General features: G+C 66.2%; 17 protein-coding genes. 4 read left to right on the forward strand and 13 right to left on the reverse strand.

Annotated features, from left to right (window positions below):
* The first annotated feature begins 15 nt into the window (after window positions 1–15).
* Window positions 16–837: a DUF2189 domain-containing protein gene (locus ACTZWU_RS12200; RefSeq protein WP_444737636.1), complete on the forward strand. Its 822-nt coding sequence runs from the start codon at window positions 16–18 to the stop codon at window positions 835–837.
* Here ACTZWU_RS12200 and ACTZWU_RS12205 read toward each other — a convergent pair.
* The 9 genes from ACTZWU_RS12205 to pyrC form a co-directional block, all read right to left on the reverse strand.
* A complete protein-coding gene (locus ACTZWU_RS12205; protein WP_444737637.1) occupies window positions 819–1538 on the reverse strand; it encodes an SDR family oxidoreductase in 720 nt (239 codons plus the stop codon). The genes ACTZWU_RS12200 and ACTZWU_RS12205 overlap by 19 nt on opposite strands.
* Window positions 1535–2386, reverse strand: coding sequence for a fumarylacetoacetate hydrolase family protein (locus ACTZWU_RS12210; protein ID WP_444737638.1), 852 nt, complete (start codon window positions 2384–2386; stop codon window positions 1535–1537). Before ACTZWU_RS12210 ends, ACTZWU_RS12205 begins: the two co-directional genes overlap by 4 nt.
* 111 nt (window positions 2387–2497) lie before the next feature.
* Window positions 2498–3001, reverse strand: a complete 504-nt coding sequence (locus tag ACTZWU_RS12215; protein WP_444737639.1) for a polymer-forming cytoskeletal protein — start codon at window positions 2999–3001, stop codon at window positions 2498–2500.
* Window positions 2991–4280 carry a DUF5930 domain-containing protein gene (locus ACTZWU_RS12220; protein ID WP_444737640.1) on the reverse strand — a complete coding sequence of 430 codons (1290 nt, stop codon included), beginning with the start codon at window positions 4278–4280 and terminating at the stop codon, window positions 2991–2993. The genes ACTZWU_RS12215 and ACTZWU_RS12220 overlap by 11 nt, the downstream gene beginning before the upstream one ends.
* A 187-nt stretch (window positions 4281–4467) precedes the next feature.
* Window positions 4468–5865: a helix-turn-helix domain-containing protein gene (locus ACTZWU_RS12225; protein ID WP_444737717.1), complete on the reverse strand. Its 1398-nt coding sequence runs from the start codon at window positions 5863–5865 to the stop codon at window positions 4468–4470.
* Window positions 5866–6025: 160 nt separating this feature from the next.
* The gene (locus tag ACTZWU_RS12230) at window positions 6026–7222 is read right to left on the reverse strand and encodes a multidrug effflux MFS transporter (RefSeq protein WP_444737641.1); all 1197 of its coding nucleotides are present in this window, start codon (window positions 7220–7222) and stop codon (window positions 6026–6028) included.
* Window positions 7223–7597: 375 nt separating this feature from the next.
* Window positions 7598–9082 (reverse strand): replicative DNA helicase, encoded by a 1485-nt coding sequence (locus ACTZWU_RS12235; RefSeq protein ID WP_444737642.1) that lies wholly within the window; start codon window positions 9080–9082, stop codon window positions 7598–7600.
* A 112-nt stretch (window positions 9083–9194) separates the two neighbouring features.
* On the reverse strand, window positions 9195–9866 hold the full coding sequence (locus ACTZWU_RS12240; protein ID WP_444737643.1) for an orotate phosphoribosyltransferase: 672 nt from the start codon (window positions 9864–9866) through the stop codon (window positions 9195–9197).
* Window positions 9863–10906 carry a dihydroorotase gene (pyrC, locus tag ACTZWU_RS12245; protein ID WP_444737644.1) on the reverse strand — a complete coding sequence of 348 codons (1044 nt, stop codon included), beginning with the start codon at window positions 10904–10906 and terminating at the stop codon, window positions 9863–9865. The genes ACTZWU_RS12240 and pyrC overlap by 4 nt, the downstream gene beginning before the upstream one ends.
* A gap of 153 nt (window positions 10907–11059) precedes the next feature.
* Here pyrC and ACTZWU_RS12250 point away from each other — a divergent pair, with 153 nt between their 5' ends.
* Window positions 11060–11377 carry an antibiotic ABC transporter gene (locus tag ACTZWU_RS12250; RefSeq protein WP_444737645.1) on the forward strand — a complete coding sequence of 106 codons (318 nt, stop codon included), beginning with the start codon at window positions 11060–11062 and terminating at the stop codon, window positions 11375–11377.
* A 65-nt stretch (window positions 11378–11442) separates the two neighbouring features.
* Here ACTZWU_RS12250 and gap read toward each other — a convergent pair whose 3' ends face one another.
* The 4 genes from gap to purB form a co-directional block, all read right to left on the reverse strand.
* Window positions 11443–12444, reverse strand: coding sequence for a type I glyceraldehyde-3-phosphate dehydrogenase (gap, locus tag ACTZWU_RS12255; RefSeq protein ID WP_444737646.1), 1002 nt, complete (start codon window positions 12442–12444; stop codon window positions 11443–11445).
* Window positions 12445–12539: 95 nt separating this feature from the next.
* Window positions 12540–12683 carry a hypothetical protein gene (locus ACTZWU_RS12260; protein WP_444737647.1) on the reverse strand — a complete coding sequence of 48 codons (144 nt, stop codon included), beginning with the start codon at window positions 12681–12683 and terminating at the stop codon, window positions 12540–12542.
* A gap of 63 nt (window positions 12684–12746) precedes the next feature.
* Window positions 12747–13760 carry a FliG C-terminal domain-containing protein gene (locus tag ACTZWU_RS12265; RefSeq protein WP_444737648.1) on the reverse strand — a complete coding sequence of 338 codons (1014 nt, stop codon included), beginning with the start codon at window positions 13758–13760 and terminating at the stop codon, window positions 12747–12749.
* 79 nt (window positions 13761–13839) lie between these two features.
* Window positions 13840–15153 (reverse strand): adenylosuccinate lyase, encoded by a 1314-nt coding sequence (gene purB, locus ACTZWU_RS12270; RefSeq protein ID WP_444737649.1) that lies wholly within the window; start codon window positions 15151–15153, stop codon window positions 13840–13842.
* 141 nt (window positions 15154–15294) lie between these two features.
* Here purB and ACTZWU_RS12275 point away from each other — a divergent pair, with 141 nt between their 5' ends.
* Both ACTZWU_RS12275 and ACTZWU_RS12280 read left to right on the forward strand, forming a co-directional pair.
* The gene (locus tag ACTZWU_RS12275) at window positions 15295–15954 is read left to right on the forward strand and encodes a hypothetical protein (protein WP_444737650.1); all 660 of its coding nucleotides are present in this window, start codon (window positions 15295–15297) and stop codon (window positions 15952–15954) included.
* Window positions 15951–16988, forward strand: coding sequence for a YihY/virulence factor BrkB family protein (locus ACTZWU_RS12280; RefSeq protein WP_444737651.1), 1038 nt, complete (start codon window positions 15951–15953; stop codon window positions 16986–16988). Before ACTZWU_RS12275 ends, ACTZWU_RS12280 begins: the two co-directional genes overlap by 4 nt.
* Window positions 16989–16992 lie beyond the last annotated feature (4 nt).

Genomic DNA, 16992 nt, shown 5'->3' on the forward strand with positions numbered 1-16992 from the left:
ATTCGAGGTGAAATGATGGCGCGATCCGACATGCCCGGACAATTGAAAGACGAACCCGATCTGCTGCCCGATCCGGTCAGGATAACAACGTCCGATCTTCGTTTCGCGCTGGTGGCGGGCTGGCGTGACTTTCGCCGGGCGCCTGCCTTCGGGTTGCTGTTCTCGGCCTTCTATGTACTGGGCGGGCTGGCGCTGTTCGCGGTGGCGACGGCGGTTGGCAGCGATTGGTGGCTGATCCCCTTCATCCTCGGCTTTCCGCTGATCGCCCCTTTCGCCGCCGTGGGACTTTACGAGGTCAGCCGCCGGATCGAGCTGGGTCAGGAACTGGACTGGCGCAGCGTCAGCCGCATCGTGATCGCGCAGAAGGACAGGCAGATCCCCTCCATGGCGATGGTCATCCTGTTGATGTTCATGTTCTGGGTCTTTGTCGCGCATACGACCTTTGCGATTTTTCTCGGGACGGCGTCGCTGACCAATGTGACCAGTTCTGCCGCGCTTCTGTTCGAGGGCAGGGGGCTGGCCATGCTGGCCATCGGTACGCTGATCGGGGCTGGCTTCGCGCTGGCGCTGTTCAGTTTCACCGTGGTCGGCCTGCCGCTGCTGCTGGATTACGAGACCGACTTCATCACCGCGATCATCACCTCGATCGAGGCCGTGCGGCTGAATTTCGGCGTGCTGACGATCTGGGGCGCCATGATCGCGGCGCTGATCTTCGCCGCGATCCTGCCGATGTTTCTGGGGCTGCTGATCGTGCTGCCGGTGCTGGGCCATGCGACCTGGCACCTCTATCGGCGGCTGATGCCCGATCCCGAGCGCGATCAACCGCGCCCGATATAGGGCATCCGCGTCGCCATCAGCGTCATGAACTGCACGTTGGCCGACAGGGGCAGGCGTGCCATGTTCAGCACCGCCTCGGCCACCAGCGCCGCGTCGATCACCGGCTCGGCGTCAGGATTGGCGGCAGCGGCCTGCTGCTGAAGGATCGTCGCCGCATTGCCGATATCGATCTGCCCGCAGGCGATGTCGTGATCGCGCCCGTCCAGCGACAGGCTGCGCGTCAGCCCCGTCACCGCATGTTTCGACACCGTATAGGCCAGCGACCCGGCCCGGGGCACATGCGCCGAGATCGAGCCGTTGTTCACGATCCGCCCGCCGCGCGGTTGCTGCCGCCGCATCAGCCCGAACGCCGCCCGCGCGCAGAGAAACATGCCGGTGACGTTCACGTCGATCACAGCGCGAAAATCCTCGGGCGAGACCTGATCGGGCAGCGCCGCCTTCAGCGCCATGCCCGCATTGTTGAACAGCATGTCCAGACGGCCCCACTCCGCCTCGGCGCGCGCAAAGGCCGCCTCGACCGCCTGCGTGTCGGTCACATCGCAGGGCAGGATCAGGGCGGGCTGGCCCTGCGCCGTTTCGGCAAGCGCCTCGGCGCGGCGGCCGATCAGACCGACGCGCCAGCCTTCGGCCAGAAACAGCCGTGCGGTGTCGCGCCCTATGCCGCTGCCCGCGCCGGTGACGATGATCGAGGGCGCGCTCATGCCAGGACCCGCTGCGTCTGCTGGCCCAACCCGTCGATGCCCAGCCGCATGACCTGACCGCCGCGCAGATAAACCGGCGGCTTCTGCCCCATGCCGACGCCCGGCGGCGTGCCTGTCGTGATCACGTCGCCCGGCATCAGCCGCGTGAAGCGCGAGCAATAGGCGACGATTTCGGCGGGGCCAAAGACCATCGTCGCGGTCGAGCCGTGCTGGCGGCGCTGGCCGTCCACCTCGAGCCACAGGGTCAGGTCGGCGATGTCCGGGATCTCGTCCGAGGTGACGAGCCAGGGGCCGATCGGGCCGAAACCGTCATAACCCTTGCCCTTGTCCCAGGTCCCGCCGCGGTTGATCTGCCAGTCGCGTTCGGAAATGTCGTTCACCACGCAATAGCCCGCCACATGATCGAGGGCGCTGTCCTGCGGGATGTCGCTTCCGCCATCGCCGATGACGATGCCCAGCTCGACCTCCCAATCGGTCGAGACCGAACCCGGCGGCAGGCGCAGATCGTCATCCGGCCCGGCAATGCAGCTGGTCCATTTGCTGAAGAGGACAGGCTCTGACGGGACGGGCATTCCGGCCTCGGCCGCGTGATCGGCGTAGTTCAGGCCGACCGCGATGAACTTGCCGACCCCGCCGACGCAGGGGCCCAGACGCAGATCCTGCTGCGGCGTCCCGGCCACGACGGGCAGCGAGGCCGGGTCCAGTGCCGCAAGCCGCGCCAGCCCGGCCCGCGTCAGAACATCGCCCGACAGGTCGGGGATATGCGCCGAAAGATCGCGGACGCGGCCCCCGGCGTCCAGCAGGCCCGGCTTTTCCTGACCCTTGGGCCCGTGTCGCAGCAATTTCATCGCATCCTCCCTTGGTATTCGCGGGCAGGGAAGACCGACAGGTCGGCGCCGTCAAGACCGGCCAAGCAAAAGGCCCGCCAAGGCGGGCCAGATGCAAAGGGCAATGAGGGCTCAGTCGGAGGTGGGCGGTGCGAGCTTCTTCGTGATGCCGTTGCTCAGCGGGTCGTCCTGACGCTGGACCGAGCCCTCGAAATGGGCACCCGATTCGATGGCGATGGTCTTGTGGATGATGTCGCCCTCGACGCGGGCCGATGCGGTCAGACGCACCTTCAGGCCACGCAGGCGGCCCACGACGCGGCCATGAACCACCACGTCATCGGCGACAATCTCGCCCTTGATGGTGGCCGATTCGCCGATGGTCAGTTGATGGGCGCGGATGTCGCCCTCGACGATGCCCTCAATCTGGACATCGCCCTGCGTCTTCAGGTTGCCGGTCACATGCAGGTCGGCCGACAGGATCGAGGGCGCGCTGCGCGGCTTGGGGGCCGAAACGGGGGCGGCCGCCATTTCAGGGGTGGGGCGCTCGGGCAGGGGCTGGTCGGGCGCGGCGCTGGTGCCGGCCGGTGCCGGGCTTGTCGAGGGGCGGGTTTCGGTCACGCGTGTCTTACTGAACATTCTCTGCTGCCTTGATGAAGCTCATCGGGTCAACGGCCCGGCCGTTCACACGCACTTCATAGTGCAGATGTGGCCCGGTCGAGCGTCCGGTGTTCCCCATATCACCGATCCGCTCTCCTTGCGACACCCTTTGGCCGACGCGGACCGAGATGCGGTTCAGGTGGGCATAGCGGGTCTCGGTTCCCAGCTCGTGCCGGATCTTGATGAGGTTGCCATAGGCGCCCTGGCGCCCCGAAAAGACGACAACCCCGTCGCCGGTCGCGTGGATGGGCGTGCCGACGGGACCCGCCATGTCGATGCCTTCGTGCATCCGACCCCACCGGCGGCCAAAGCCCGAAGTATACCGGAAATTCTGTCGCACAGGCATCGCCAGAGGCAGCTTTTCCATCGCGATGCGGTAGGTGTTCATCTGGTCCAGCGTCACGACGATCTGACGCGCCTTGACCTCGCCCTCGCTCAGTGCGGCGTTGCCTCGCGTCGAGTACGAGATCGGCGTCAGCGGACCGCCTTGGCCCGAATAGCCGCGACGAATCGTGCGCAGCACCTCGTCCGGGTTCATCCCGACCGAGCGGAACACGTCGTCCAGCGGCTTGACCGAGACCGTCACGGCGTTCTCAAGCTGGGTCAGGATCTCGTCGTTGCGAGCCAGGATCTGGTCGCGTTCGACGGCCAGTTCCTCGGCGGCAATCCGGGCTTCCTCTGCCTGCTGGACGGCGGCGGCGCGCTGGTCCGCGGCCTGACGCAATTCTCCCGACAGGATGTCCAGCGCGACCGAGAACTCCTCGGTCCGGTCGGCGTCGAGCGGATCGGTCTGGCCCATGATACGCTGGATCGTTTCGCGTTCAGCAAGCGATTCGGACAGGCTGGCCTGGATGCTGTGCAACCCGGCCTCGAGCTCGCGGCGCTGTTCTTCGGATTGCAGCAGTTGCGATTGCATCTGCGACACTTTCTCCAGTGCGACGGCAAAGCGGTTCTGCGCCGCAATGGCCTCGGCCGCACGCGTGTCGCGTTCGGCCGACAGGTCCAGAAGGCGCTGTTCGAACGAGGCTTGGGCGTGCTGGCCCTGATCACGGGACGATCCCGCGCTGACCGCGTCAATCACGAGGAGTGAGCTTGAGAAAAGGGTCCAGCCGAAGACCAGCGTCAGGCCGCCAAGGCCGGTCAGCTGAGTCAGCGGGCGAAGCCGCAGAAAACGGGTGCCGTCTTCTGATCGAATGAAGATGCGTTTTTCGGGCAACCATTTGCCAAGTGACGCGTTCAGTCGGTCATAGACTTTCATAGGCGTTCCCTGTCCCCGGACGGTGCGCCATCGTTCAGGCAGCGGCGCGGTCGTTCCATTCGAGGTCGGGTAAACAGGACCTGTGCCTTCGTGGCAACAGACCATCAGGCGCGCGCGCCGCAGATGGGCGGATACCTGCCTTTCTGCGCGAATTTCCGCCGAAACCAGTTCGTATTTGTCGAAATTGTCACGCAATTTCATATGGAAGGTATCCGCTACGGTCATTCGGAATGCGAAGTGGCCTATCGATCGGGGGGACAGACCTTTGGTGGCAATCGGGGCGGGGGCAGATTCGGCAGGAAATGCCGATCGGCTTGAAGGCGCGGGGGCGCGTCAGGTCCAAACCGTCCGCATAGACCAACCCCGAGGCATGCGTCACCTCGCAACCCAAGCCGATGGCAAAGCGGCGGACAGGCGCATTGAAGGCGCCTGCGTGTTTGGACACGTCCCGCGACAGCAGCAGATAGCGCACGCCGTCCGGCGTCTCGGCCAGTTGTCTGAGGAAACGGCCGGGCTGTTCAAAGGCCTGATGCACGTTCCAGAGCGGGCAGGCGCCGCCGAACCGCGCGAATTGCAGTCGCGTCGCGGAATGGCGCTTGGTGATCGTGCCTGCCTGATCGACGCGTACAAAGAAGAACGGTACACCTTTGGCGCCCGGCCTCTGCAGGGTTGAGAGGCGATGCGCGACCTGTTCCAGCGAGGCGCCGAAAAGATGCGCAAGCCGTTCCAGATCGTGCCGTTCGGATTGGGCCGCGGCCAGAAAGGCGCGGTAGGGCATCAGCGCGGCGCCCGCGAAATAATTGGCCAGTCCCAGACGCGCAATCTCGCGCGCGGTGCTGCTGCGGAACCGCCCCAGATCCAGCGTTGCCTCGAGCAGGTCCGATTGGCGTTCAAGCGCGACCAGATGCAACAGCTGGAACAGCCGTGTCGGCGCCTCGGCCGCGGCGTTCACGCGCAGCTCGCGCCCGTCCCGCTGAAAGACCGCATTGGCGGGAAGCTCGACCACCGAAACGCGGATGTCGCGGCTGTTCAAGGCTTCGACCGCGCGCGCCCAAGGGTCAGCGCGCCGACCGTCGGGGCAGGCGAAACGCTCGGCTGCGCGGTCCACGGCGTCGATGTAGTTGTCGCAATAGTGGAAAAAGTCGCGCACTTCTTCCCAGGGCGTGGTCAGGGTGCTCTGGCTGGCTGCGCCGATGGCCTCGTCCAGCGCGGCAAGGCGCTCCTGCCCCTCGCGATAGGCGCGGTGCAGGTCCAGAAAGGCGCGCGCCAGAACCGGCGCGTTGGTCGCCGCAAGCCGCAGGTCGGCCAGGGGTGGGGTGGCGTCGAAAAGCGGGTCGGCCAGCGCCTCTTGCATGTCGATGACCATGCGTTCCGCGTCGCCCGCCGCAAGCGTCGTCAGATCGACGCCGAATTCCTGCGCCAGTCGCAGCAGGACACCGGCACTGATCGGCCGGTGGTTGTTTTCCATCTGCGAGAGATAGGGCAGCGAGACCCCGAGCGTTTCGGCAAAGCGCCTTTGCGTCAGCCCCGTCCGCGCCCGCGTTTCGCGCAGCGCACTGCCCGCATAGATCTTTTGCACCGCCATCCTTGCCTCCAACCTTTGCAAATCAAGCGTTAGCTTTTGCAAAGGCATTGCCGCAAGGGGCTGCATGGCCTGCCAGAGCAGGGTCACGAACAGCAGCAGCGCAAGGGCGGGGCGATGATCCATCCCCGAACCCTGCCGCAAAAGGTTTAAGATAGGGTTGTCACGACCCCAGCCCGAGGCGTCTTTCGCGCAAGAGCACCCAGAACACCGCGACCAGAGACCCAAGCGCCGAACCGCACATGATCACCAGAAGCGGCCCCGCGCCGCTGCCCGGCTGCAAGAGCGCGCCCGCCAGAGCCGAAAGCGCCGCGCCCCCCGCAACGGCCAGCGCACCGCCCAGGCCCGAGGCTGTGCCCGCCAGTTCAGGCCGCACGCTCATCATCCCGGCATTGGCATTGGGCAGGACCATGCCGTTGCCAAGCCCCATGAAGGCGATGGCGCCGAAGAATGCGAGCGGCCGCAAAAGGCCCGCCATATCGGCCAGCAGCGCCAGCGTCAGCGCGGCAAAGCACAAGGACGCGCCGATCAGGATCATCCTGTTCAGCCCCAGCCGCGCCGAGTAGCGGCCCGACAGGAAATTGCCCAGCACATAGCCGACCGAAGGCGCGGCGAACCAGTAGCCGACCTGCGCCGGGGTCAGCCCGAAGACCTGGTCGCCAACGAAGGGTGCGCCGCCGAGATAGGCGAAGAACGCCCCCGAGGACAGCGTAGCTGCGAGGCAATAGCCCCAGAATCTCTGCGAGCGGGCCAGGGCGGGGTAGTTCTGCATCTGCTGACGCATGGGCAGGCCTCCGCCGCGGACGGTCTCGCCCATGTCGCGCCAGGTGACGACCAGAACGGCAATGCCCAGCAGGCCCATGACCGCGAAATTGGCCTGCCAGCCGAACAACTCGTCGAGGACGCCGCCGAAGACCGGTGCCATCATCGGCACGACCGCCATGCCCATCGTGACATAGCCCAGCATCGAGGCGGCGCGGTCACCGTCATAGAGGTCGCGGATCACGGCGCGCGGGACCAGCATGCAGACGGTGATGACCGATTGAAGCAGGCGGAAGATCAGGAAGACCGTCGCGGTGGTCGCCAGAAGCGTGCCGATCGTGGCAAGAAGAAAGCCGATCAGGCCCCAGATCACCACCGGGCGGCGCCCGTAGCGGTCGCTGATCGGGCCGCCCAGAAGCTGCAGCACCGCGCTGGCACCGATATAGGCCGAGACCGAGAGTTGCATGACGCCGTAATCGACATCGAAATCGCGCGCCATGCCGGGAAGCGAGGGCAGGAACACGTTCATCGACAGCGCCGAGACCCCTGACAGGGCGACCAGCGTCAAGAGGTGCGGGGGGGTGCGAATGGCGGGCATGGGGTTCTCCTGATGCAAGGAATTGCATCATGTGCAGAGGGCTGCAAGCCCGGCTGATCGGAGCGCGATTGTTTGCGTCCCGCGACAGGCCGGGGGGCGCCGCCCCCCGGTCCCCCTGCCGGCGGGGGCGGCGCCCCCTCCGGGCCTCTCCCGCGGGTTGGTTAAGCCGAAATCGTCGAAGATGAACCGAATGCCGACGCAGATCGGTGAGAAGCCTGCGCCCTGTTGCCAGCCCAGCCTTTCGCCCAGATGGAGTCACGAGAAGATGGCAAAGACCAAGAGGCCGACCACCTCCGGGTCTTGAGCAGCGCCGCGCCGAAATGCTCGTGCATGATGCTGTTGCTGGTCACCGGCATCATGACGCGGAGGGCAGGCTCAGTCCCATTGGCTCTGGCGATCCTTGGCAAGGTTGCCGAAGCGGGTGAACTGCCCCTCGAAGGCCAGTTCCACCGTGCCGATGGGGCCATGGCGCTGCTTGCCCAGGATCACCTCAGCCTTGCCGTGGACGGCCTCCATGACCTGCTGCCACTTGGCCATCGCGTCCAGATCGCTGTCGGAAGGTTTTTCCCGTTCCTTGTAATATTCCTCGCGGAAGACGAACATCACGATGTCCGCGTCCTGTTCGATCGAGCCCGATTCGCGCAGGTCCGAAAGCTGCGGGCGCTTGTCCTCTCGGTTCTCGACCTGACGCGACAGCTGCGACAGGGCGATGACGGGGATGTTCAGCTCCTTGGCGATGGCCTTGAGGCCCTGCGTGATCTCGGAAACCTCGTTGACGCGGCTGTCTTTGGCGGTCGCGGCCTTCAGCAGTTGAAGGTAGTCCACCATCAGCACATCAAGCCCCTGCGTCCGCTTCAGCTTGCGCGCGCGGGCGGCCAGCTGGTTGATCGGCAAAGCGGGCGTGTCGTCGATATAGAGCGGACAGTTCTGCAACGCATGTGCGGCCTCGACGAAGCGGCGGAATTCGGCCTCGTCCATATTGCCCGAGCGAATGCGTTCGCTTGGCACTTCGGCGGCTTCGGAGAGGATGCGCGCGGCAAGCTGCTCGGCCGACATCTCGAGGCTGAAGAAGCCGACGATGCCGCCCTCGACCGTGCCGTGGGTCCCGTCGGGCTTTTCGCCCATCTTGTGCGCCTTGGCGATGTTGAAGGCGATGTTCGTCGCAAGCGAGGTTTTCCCCATCGAGGGACGCCCGGCAAGAATAATGAGGTCGGAATTGTTCAGACCGCCCATCTTGGCATCCAGGTCGATCAGACCGGTCGAGATCCCCGACAGCTTGCCGTCGCGCTGATAGGCGGCATTGGCGGCCTGAACGGCGCCGGTCACGGCCTTGAGGAAGCTTTGGAAGCCGCGCTCGGCGACGCCTGCCTCGCCCAGTTTATACAATGTCTGTTCGGCGGCCTTGATCTGTTCCTCGGCCTCGTCGCCGACCTCGACAGTGGCAGCGCGGGCCGAGATGTCCTGACCCAGCTGGATCAGTTCGCGGCGCAGCGCGAATTCGCGGATCATCTGGGCGTAGTCGCGCGCGGCGTAGGCGCTGATCGCGGCGGCCGCCATGCGCGCCAGATAGGCCGGGCCGCCCAGATCCTTGAGCCCCTCGTCATGTTCCAGAAACGCCTTGATCGTCACCGGGCTGGCCAGCGCGTTCCGACGGATGCGTTCGGCGCAGATCTCGAAGATGCGGGCATGGACGGGGTGGTAGAAATGTTCGGCGCGGATGATCTGGCTGACGCGGTCGAACACGTCGTTATTCGTCAGAAGCGCGCCCAGAAGCTGCTGCTCGGCTTCCAGGGAAAAGGGGACTGCCTGCTTGGCGTCGTCCTCGGTCTGGCCGGGGACGATTGCGCGGATGCTGCTCATGGCCGATCCTGTCCTTGTTCTGGTTGCGCCCAGTGTAAAGCAAAGCGGCGGGCCGCGAAATCGGCCCGCCGCAAATTCCGGTGTGCGCTTCTGTGGAGAAGCTGTGGATAAGTCAGGCGTTGGCCGCCTGCCAGGCGCGCGGGTCGTTCAGGAAGGTCTCGACCTCGGCCAGCGTGGCCTCGTCGAAAGCGCCCTGCGCGCGGGCCTCGGCCAGCACGTCCCACCAGGTGCAGAGGTGATGCAGCGTGACGCCGTGATCGGCCAGGCGCTGCACGGTTTCCGGGAAGATGCCGTAATAGAAGACAACCGCCGTATGCGCGCAGGTCGCCCCCGTCTCGCGGATCGCATCGACGAAGGACAGCTTGCTGCCGCCATCGGTGGTCAGATCCTCGACCAGTAGAACCCGCTGGCCTTCGGTCATCACGCCCTCGATCCGGGCATTTCGGCCGTAACCCTTGGGCTTCTTGCGGACATAAGTCATCGGCAGGCCAAGCCGTTCGGCGACCAGCGCGCCGAAGGGGATGCCCGCGGTCTCGCCGCCCGCCACATTGTCGAATGCCTCGAAACCCGCATCGCGCAGCACGGTTGCGGCCATGAAATCCATCAGCGAGGCGCGGACGCGCGGAAAGCTGATGATGCGGCGGCAATCGACATAGGTCGGCCCCTTGAGGCCCGACGCATAGGTGAAGGGCTGGGCGGCGTTGAAATCGACGGCCTTGATCTCCAGCAGCATCCGGGCGGTCAGGCGGGCGATTTCGTCGCGCGCGGGGAAGGTCAGGCTCATTTGTCCTCCAGATGCCAGTAGAGCGGGAAGCCGGGGTCGAAGACGGTGACCGTCTCGCCGCCCGCCTCGATCCGGGCGGGGTATTCGGCGGGAATGTCGCGGCGGGTCAGGGTGATGCGGTCCGCGTTCGGGGCCATGCGATAGAAAGCCGCGCCGTTCAGGCTGGTGAAGGCCTCCAGCCGGTCCAGTGCGCCCTCGTCCTCGAAGACCTGGGCCAGGATCGACATCGTGTTGGGCGCGGTGAAGCAGCCCGCGCAGCCGCAGGGTTGCAGTTTTGCGCTGTCGGCATGGGGCGCGCTGTCGGTGCCAAGGAAGAACCGCCCCTCGCCCGAGGTCGCGGCCTCGCGCAGGGCCAGCCGGTGTTCCTCGCGCTTGGCGACGGGCAGGCAGTAGTAATGGGGCCGGATGCCGCCTGCGAGGATCGCGTTGCGGTTGATGACCAGATGATGCGTGGTGATCGTCGCGGCCAGATCGTCGCCGCCCGAACGCGCATAGGCGACGCCCTCGCGGGTGGTGATATGCTCCATCACGACGCGCAGGCCGGGGGTGCGGCGGCGCAGCGGATCGAGAACCTTGTCGATGAAGACGGCCTCGCGGTCGAAGATATCGACCTCATGCGCGGTTACTTCGCCATGCACGCAGAGCGTCACGCCCGCCTCGGCCATGGCCTCCAGCACGGGCTGGACGCGCGCGAAATCGGTCACGCCCGAGGCGCTGTTCGTCGTGGCCCCCGCCGGATAGAGCTTGACCGCGCGGATGATGCCCTCGCGGAAGGCGGCGACCACATCGGCCGGGTCGGTCGTGTCGGTCAGGTACAGCGTCATCTGCGGCTCGAGCGCGGCGCCCTGGGGCAGGGCGGCGCGGATGCGGTCGCGATAGGCGGCGGCCTGGGCGCCGGTCACGACCGGCGGCACCAGATTGGGCATGATGATCGCGCGGCCGAAGCCCGCGGAATGGGGCGCGACCGCCGCCAGCATCGCGCCGTCGCGCAGATGCAGGTGCCAGTCGTCCGGGCGTCGGAGGGTCAGGGTCTGTGTCATGAGCCTGCCTCTAACCATGACATGCCCCTCTTGCCAAGCGGGCCTATCAAGAATTCGGGAACACTGTACCGAAGTGGCAGTTGTATGAAGGCGCTTTCAAATGCACAATCGCGCGGTCCGGCGGTCTTCGTCCGGCAAAACAAGGACTTCCGCATGACCCCGATTCTTCCCTTGATCCTGCCAGCCGCCCAGATGCGTCTTGTCACCCAATTCGCCCGCATGGCGATCGAGGCCAATACGGTCATCGGCCTGCGCATGGCGGGCATGATGGGCATCATGGCCCAATCCCCCGGCGAGCCGTTCCGGATGGTGGCCGAGAAACAGGCCGCTGCGAGCGAGGCGCTCTACGCCATGGCCAGTGCAGGGATGCGCGGGCACAGCGCCGAACGCGTCCTGTCGGCGGCCCTGCGCCCCTATGGTCGCCGCACCCGGGCCAATTCGCGCCGCCTGACGACCTCGAAGCCGCGCTGAGCGGGGCGTTTGCGCATGAAAAAGGCCCCCGAAGCGGGGGCCTTTCTGCGTTCCGGAGGGGCTGATCAGATCAGCTTGCCCATCGCGACCGCCGTATCGGACATGCGGTTCGAGAAGCCCCATTCGTTGTCGTACCAGGTCAGGATGCGGCACAGACGGCCTTCCATCACCTTGGTCTGGTCCATGTGGAAGACCGAGGAATGCGGGTCGTGGTTGAAATCCGACGAAACAAGCGGTTCGGTCGTGTAGCCCAGAACGCCATTCATCGGGCCGTCGGCCGCAGCCTTGATGGCGGCGTTGATTTCCTCGACCGTCGTGTCGCGGGCGGCCTCGAAGGTCAGGTCCACGACCGACACGTTCGGGGTGGGGACGCGAATGGCGACGCCGTCCAGCTTGCCCTTGAGTTCCGGCAGCACCAGACCCACGGCCTTGGCGGCGCCGGTCGAGGTCGGGATCATCGACAGCGCGGCGGCGCGGGCGCGGTACAGGTCCTTGTGCATCGTGTCCAGCGTGGGCTGGTCGCCGGTATAGCTGTGGATCGTGGTCATGAAGCCGCGTGTGATGCCGATGGCGTCGTTCAGCGCCTTGGCGACCGGCGACAGGCAGTTCGTCGTGCAGCTGGCATTCGAGACGACCAGATCGTCGGCGGTCAGGCTGTCATGGTTGACGCCATAGACGATGGTCTTGTCGGCATTGTCGCCGGGCGCCGAGATCAGCACGCGCTTGGCGCCGGTGGCCAGATGCGGCTGAACCTTGTCCTTCGAGGTGAAGAGGCCGGTGCATTCCATGACGACATCGACATGGCCCCAGGGCAGTTCGGCGGGGTTGCGGATCGCAGTCACCTCGATCGGGCCGCGACCCACATCGATGGTCGAGCCGCTGACCGTGACGGTCGCCGGGAAACGGCCATGCACGCTGTCGTAACGCAGCAGATGGGCGTTGGTCTCGACCGGGCCCAGATCGTTGATGGCGACGACCTCGATATCGGTGCGGCCCGATTCGACGATGGCGCGCAGCACGTTGCGTCCGATGCGACCGAAGCCGTTGATGGCGACCTTGACTGCCATGGGTACCCCTCCTGAGCAGATGACGGTTGCCACCCTCTAGCCAACAAGCAGGCGCGATGCAAATGCGGATCGCGCTAACAGCCAGCGTGACCGGCCTAGCGCCAAAAGCTGAGATACTCGATGAACCGGTCCAGCTGGCGGGCCAGGAACATGGGCATGTCCATCTGCAGCCAGAAGTGATCGGCCAGCAGAAGCGCGGCAATCAGCAGCAGCAGGGCAATCGCGATCTGGTTCGTCATGCGGGCCTCCGAGTGGCGCCGTTATCGCGCCGGACGGGGACGCTGGCAAGCGGATCGGTGATCTCAACCCTCGTCGGTCTGGGGCAGGGCCAGGACGATCTCGCCTGCCTCTTCGAGGCGCCGGATGGCCGAGACCATCTCGGTCATGGCATCCTCGATATCCTTGGGGCGCTGCTTGCCCATGGCCTCGATCTCTTCGCGCAGGCCGTCGGCCATGCGCTGCGAGATGTTCTCCATCAGGAAGGCCACGGCCGCGCCATCCGCATCCTCGGTCGCCGAGAGGGCGCGCAGCAGGACGGGCTGCTCGACCTCGCGCAGGATGCGGGGGACATCGCGGGGCGAGACGCGGGCGGGGATATGCGAAAAGAGAAAGATCGATTTGCGCACTTCGTCGGCAAAGCCTCGATCGGCGCCTTCCAGCGTTTCCAGCACCTGATCGCGCAGATCGGCCGAGGCGAAGTTCAAAATCGCCCCCATCCGGCTGGTCGCGGGGGTCGCGATCGCGGGGCGGGGCAGGGCATCGGCGGCCTGCAGCAGCACACGGCCCATCCGGTGCAACGAGGCCGCGTTGACGCCCGCTGTCATCGGCATGGCCTGCGCCACGGCCCGCGCCCGGTCGCGGGGAAGCGCGACGAAAACCTCGGATGCCTGCTCGACCGGCAGTTTCGACAGAAGCAGCGCCACGAGTTCCGCGGCCTCGCCCTTGGCCAGCGCGATCAGCGTCTCGGCCGGCAGTGCGGCGATGCGCTGCCATGGATCGGCGCGCCCCTCGACCGCGGCGGCCTTGCGCAGCCGGTCGCTGCTGGCATCCGAGATACTGGCGCCCAGCATGGCCAGCGTGCCGTCCAGATCGCCCGGAAAGGTCACCCCCACAGATTCGAGATGTTCGCAGAATTCGTCGATCACCGCGTCGCGGGTCTGGCGGTCGATCATGTCCATCGCCGCCATTTCCTGCGCCAGCAGGGTCTGGCAATCGCCCGACAATTGTTCGAGGCTGATGCCTTCCTCTTCCTCAAGCAACAGGCGCACGATCACCGCCGCCTTCTGCCGCTGGTTCAACATCATGGCTGCGCCCATGCAAAGGCCCCCTGTCACAATCCCGATTAGCGGCAGGATGCGACAGAGGGCCTAAGATTCGGTTAGCGCCGCCCGGTTATCAGACCGGATCAGCCTCGAAAACGCGGCGGAAGATCGTGTCCACATGCTTGGTGTGGTAGCCCAGATCGAATTTCTCGTTGATCTCGGCGGGCGACAGGGCGGCGGTCACTTCCGCATCGGCCAGCAATTCCTCGCGGAAATCGGCGCCCTTCTCCCAGACTTTCATCGCGTTGCGCTGAACCAGACGATAGGCGTCCTCGCGCGACACGCCCGCCTGCGTCAGGGCCAGCAGCACGCGCTGCGACATGACCAGACCGCGAAACTTGTTCATGTTCGCCAGCATGTTGTCAGGGTAGATCACCAGCTTCTCGATCACGCCCGCCAGTCGGTTCAGCGCGAAATCCAGCGTGATCGTCGCATCCGGCGCGATGCCGCGCTCGACCGAGGAATGGCTGATGTCGCGCTCGTGCCACAGCGCCACGTTCTCCATCGCGGGGATCACGGCCATGCGGACCAGACGGGCAAGGCCGGTCAGGTTCTCGGTCAGGACCGGGTTGCGCTTGTGCGGCATGGCCGACGAGCCCTTCTGGCCGGGGCTGAAGAACTCTTCGGCCTCCAGCACCTCGGTGCGCTGCATGTGGCGGATCTCGATGGCGATATTCTCGATCGAGGAGGCGATGACGCCGAGCACGGCGAAGAACATCGCATGGCGGTCGCGCGGGATGACCTGGGTGCTGATCGGCTCGGGGCGCAGGCCCAGTTTCGCGCAGACATGTTCCTCGACCGCCGGGTCGATATTGGCGAAGGTGCCGACCGCGCCGCTGATCGCGCCGGTGGCCACCTCGGCCCGCGCGGCCTGAAGGCGCGCACGGCCGCGCGCCATTTCCGCGTAGAAGCGCGCGAAGGTCAGGCCCATCGTCGTCGGTTCGGCATGGATGCCGTGGCTGCGGCCGATGCGGACCGTGTCCTTGTGCTCGTAAGCGCGGGTCTTCAGCGCGGCCAGAACGCGGTCCATGTCGGCCAGCAGGATGTCGGCGGCGCGCACCAGCTGGATGTTCAGCGTCGTGTCCAGAACGTCGGACGAGGTCATGCCCTGATGCACGAAACGCGCCTCGTCGCTGCCGACATGCTCGGCCAGATGGGTCAGGAAGGCGATCACGTCATGCTTGGTGACGGCCTCGATCTCGTCGATGCGGGCCACGTCGAACTGGACATCCTTGGCGCGCCAGACGGCTTCGGCATTCTCGCGCGGGATCACGCCCAGATCGGCCTGCGCGTCGCAGGCATGGGCCTCGATCTCGTACCAGATCTTGAACTTCGTCTCGGGCGACCAGATGGCGACCATTTCGGGGCGGGCATAGCGAGGGATCATGGCGGGCTCCTTGTCGATGGGCGCGGCATAGCCTTGGCGGGGCCGGGGGGCAAGTTTTCATGCGGGCCGGGGCCTGATCGCGGAACATTCCCCGCCGGATGCGGGTTTGAATGGCGACACCTTGCCAGCCGGAGATCGCATATGCGCCCCCAAGACCCCCATCCGCACCTGACCGAGGCCGACCGCGACAGCCAGACCCGGTTCGGCACCCGCCGCGTCCCCGAGGGGCATCGCACCGCAAGCCCCTATCCGCACCGCAAGATGGTGTCGTCGCGCATTCCGCCCTCGGGCGAGGTCTCGCCGGACGGGCGGCATGTCTGGCCGCGCCCGTCGCTGGCGGCGCGGATCATCGTCTGGGGCGGGGTCGCGGCCGGCGTCGCAGGGCTGACGGCGGCGGGGGTGGCCGTGGGTCGCGCTATCGCCGGGAATGACCGCCCGGAAGAACGCGCGCATGTCGCGCCGCGCTTCGCCCAGATCGACGAGGATGAACGCGAGGCGATGCGCCGCCGTGTCCGTGCCCAGGCCCGCGCGGACGCCGAAGCCGCCGCCCGCCTGCGTGCCAAGGCATCGCGCAGCCGGGGCACGCCCGCACAGCGCCTGACCGACACCGCCAACGAGGTCTCGACCGGGCTGAACGCCGTGGTGGGCTCGGTCCTGAGCGCCTTCGAGGCCTTCAACACCGTGGCCAGTCAGGCGCGCGGCGTCGTCGATCAGTTCACCCGGACCGCGGACCAGATCCGCGACGTGGCGGGCACGCGACAAGGCCGGTCCCAGGATCCTCGCGACCAGAGCCGCGGATGAGCCGTCGCGACAGGTCAGGTCCGGGCGTTCTGGACGCGCTGTTCGGCTCGGTCGATCCGCGCACCGGGCGGCCCTTTGGCCAGCGTGCTGATCCAGCACCGGACGACCGTCCCAGCCCGAAGGGCCGCGATGTCGGCCTGCGCGATCTGCGGTTGCCCGATCTGGTGGCGGTCGGGAAATCGACCATCGAGCAGATCGGCGAGGACCGCGTGACCTACGTGTCCGGCGGCGTGACGTTTTTCGGCCTTTTGTCGCTGTTTCCGGCGATCACGGCCTTTGTTTCGCTTTACGGTCTGATGGCCGATCCGGCCACGATCGAGGGGCATCTGGCGCTGTTGTCGGACCTGCTGCCCGAGGGCGGACTGGAGATCATCAGCGCGCAGGTCAACACCATCGCCGCCAGCCCGGCGGGCATCCTGTCGCTTGCCGGGGTAGTGGCGCTGCTGATCGCGCTGTGGTCCGCGAATGGCGGGATGAAGGCGCTGCTTTCGGCGCTGAACGTCGCGTTCTACCAGCGAGAGACGCGCAGCCTCGTCAAGTTCAACCTCGTGTCGATGGGGTTCACCATCGCGGGGCTGATCCTGATTGCGGTGATGCTGGCGGTGGTCGCGGTGATCCCGGCGCTGCTGCGATGGGTGCCGATGGCGCCTACGAACGAGACGATGCTGAACCTGATCCGCTGGCCGATCATGTTCGCGGTTCTCGTGCTTGCACTGGCGGCGGTCTATCGGTGGGGTCCATCACGGCACGCCTCGCGCTGGCACTGGGTCTCGCCGGGCGCGGTCTTTGCCGGGGTTGCGCTGGTCATCACCTCGATCCTCTTCTCGTGGTATGCTGCGAATTTCGGCAGCTATAACGAGACTTACGGCTCGCTCGGGGCGGTGATCGCGCTGATGACCTGGCTGTGGCTGAACGCGACCATCGTTCTGGTCGGCGCCGAGCTGAATTCCGAATTGGAGCGTCACCTGCGCCGCATGGCGGGCCTGCCCGATCCCAAGGCCGAGGCGCTGAAGGCCGAGGTCGCGCGGCTCTGACAGC

The organism is Paracoccus sp. NSM (assembly GCF_052379855.1).
Classification (GTDB): Bacteria; Pseudomonadota; Alphaproteobacteria; order Rhodobacterales; family Rhodobacteraceae; genus Paracoccus.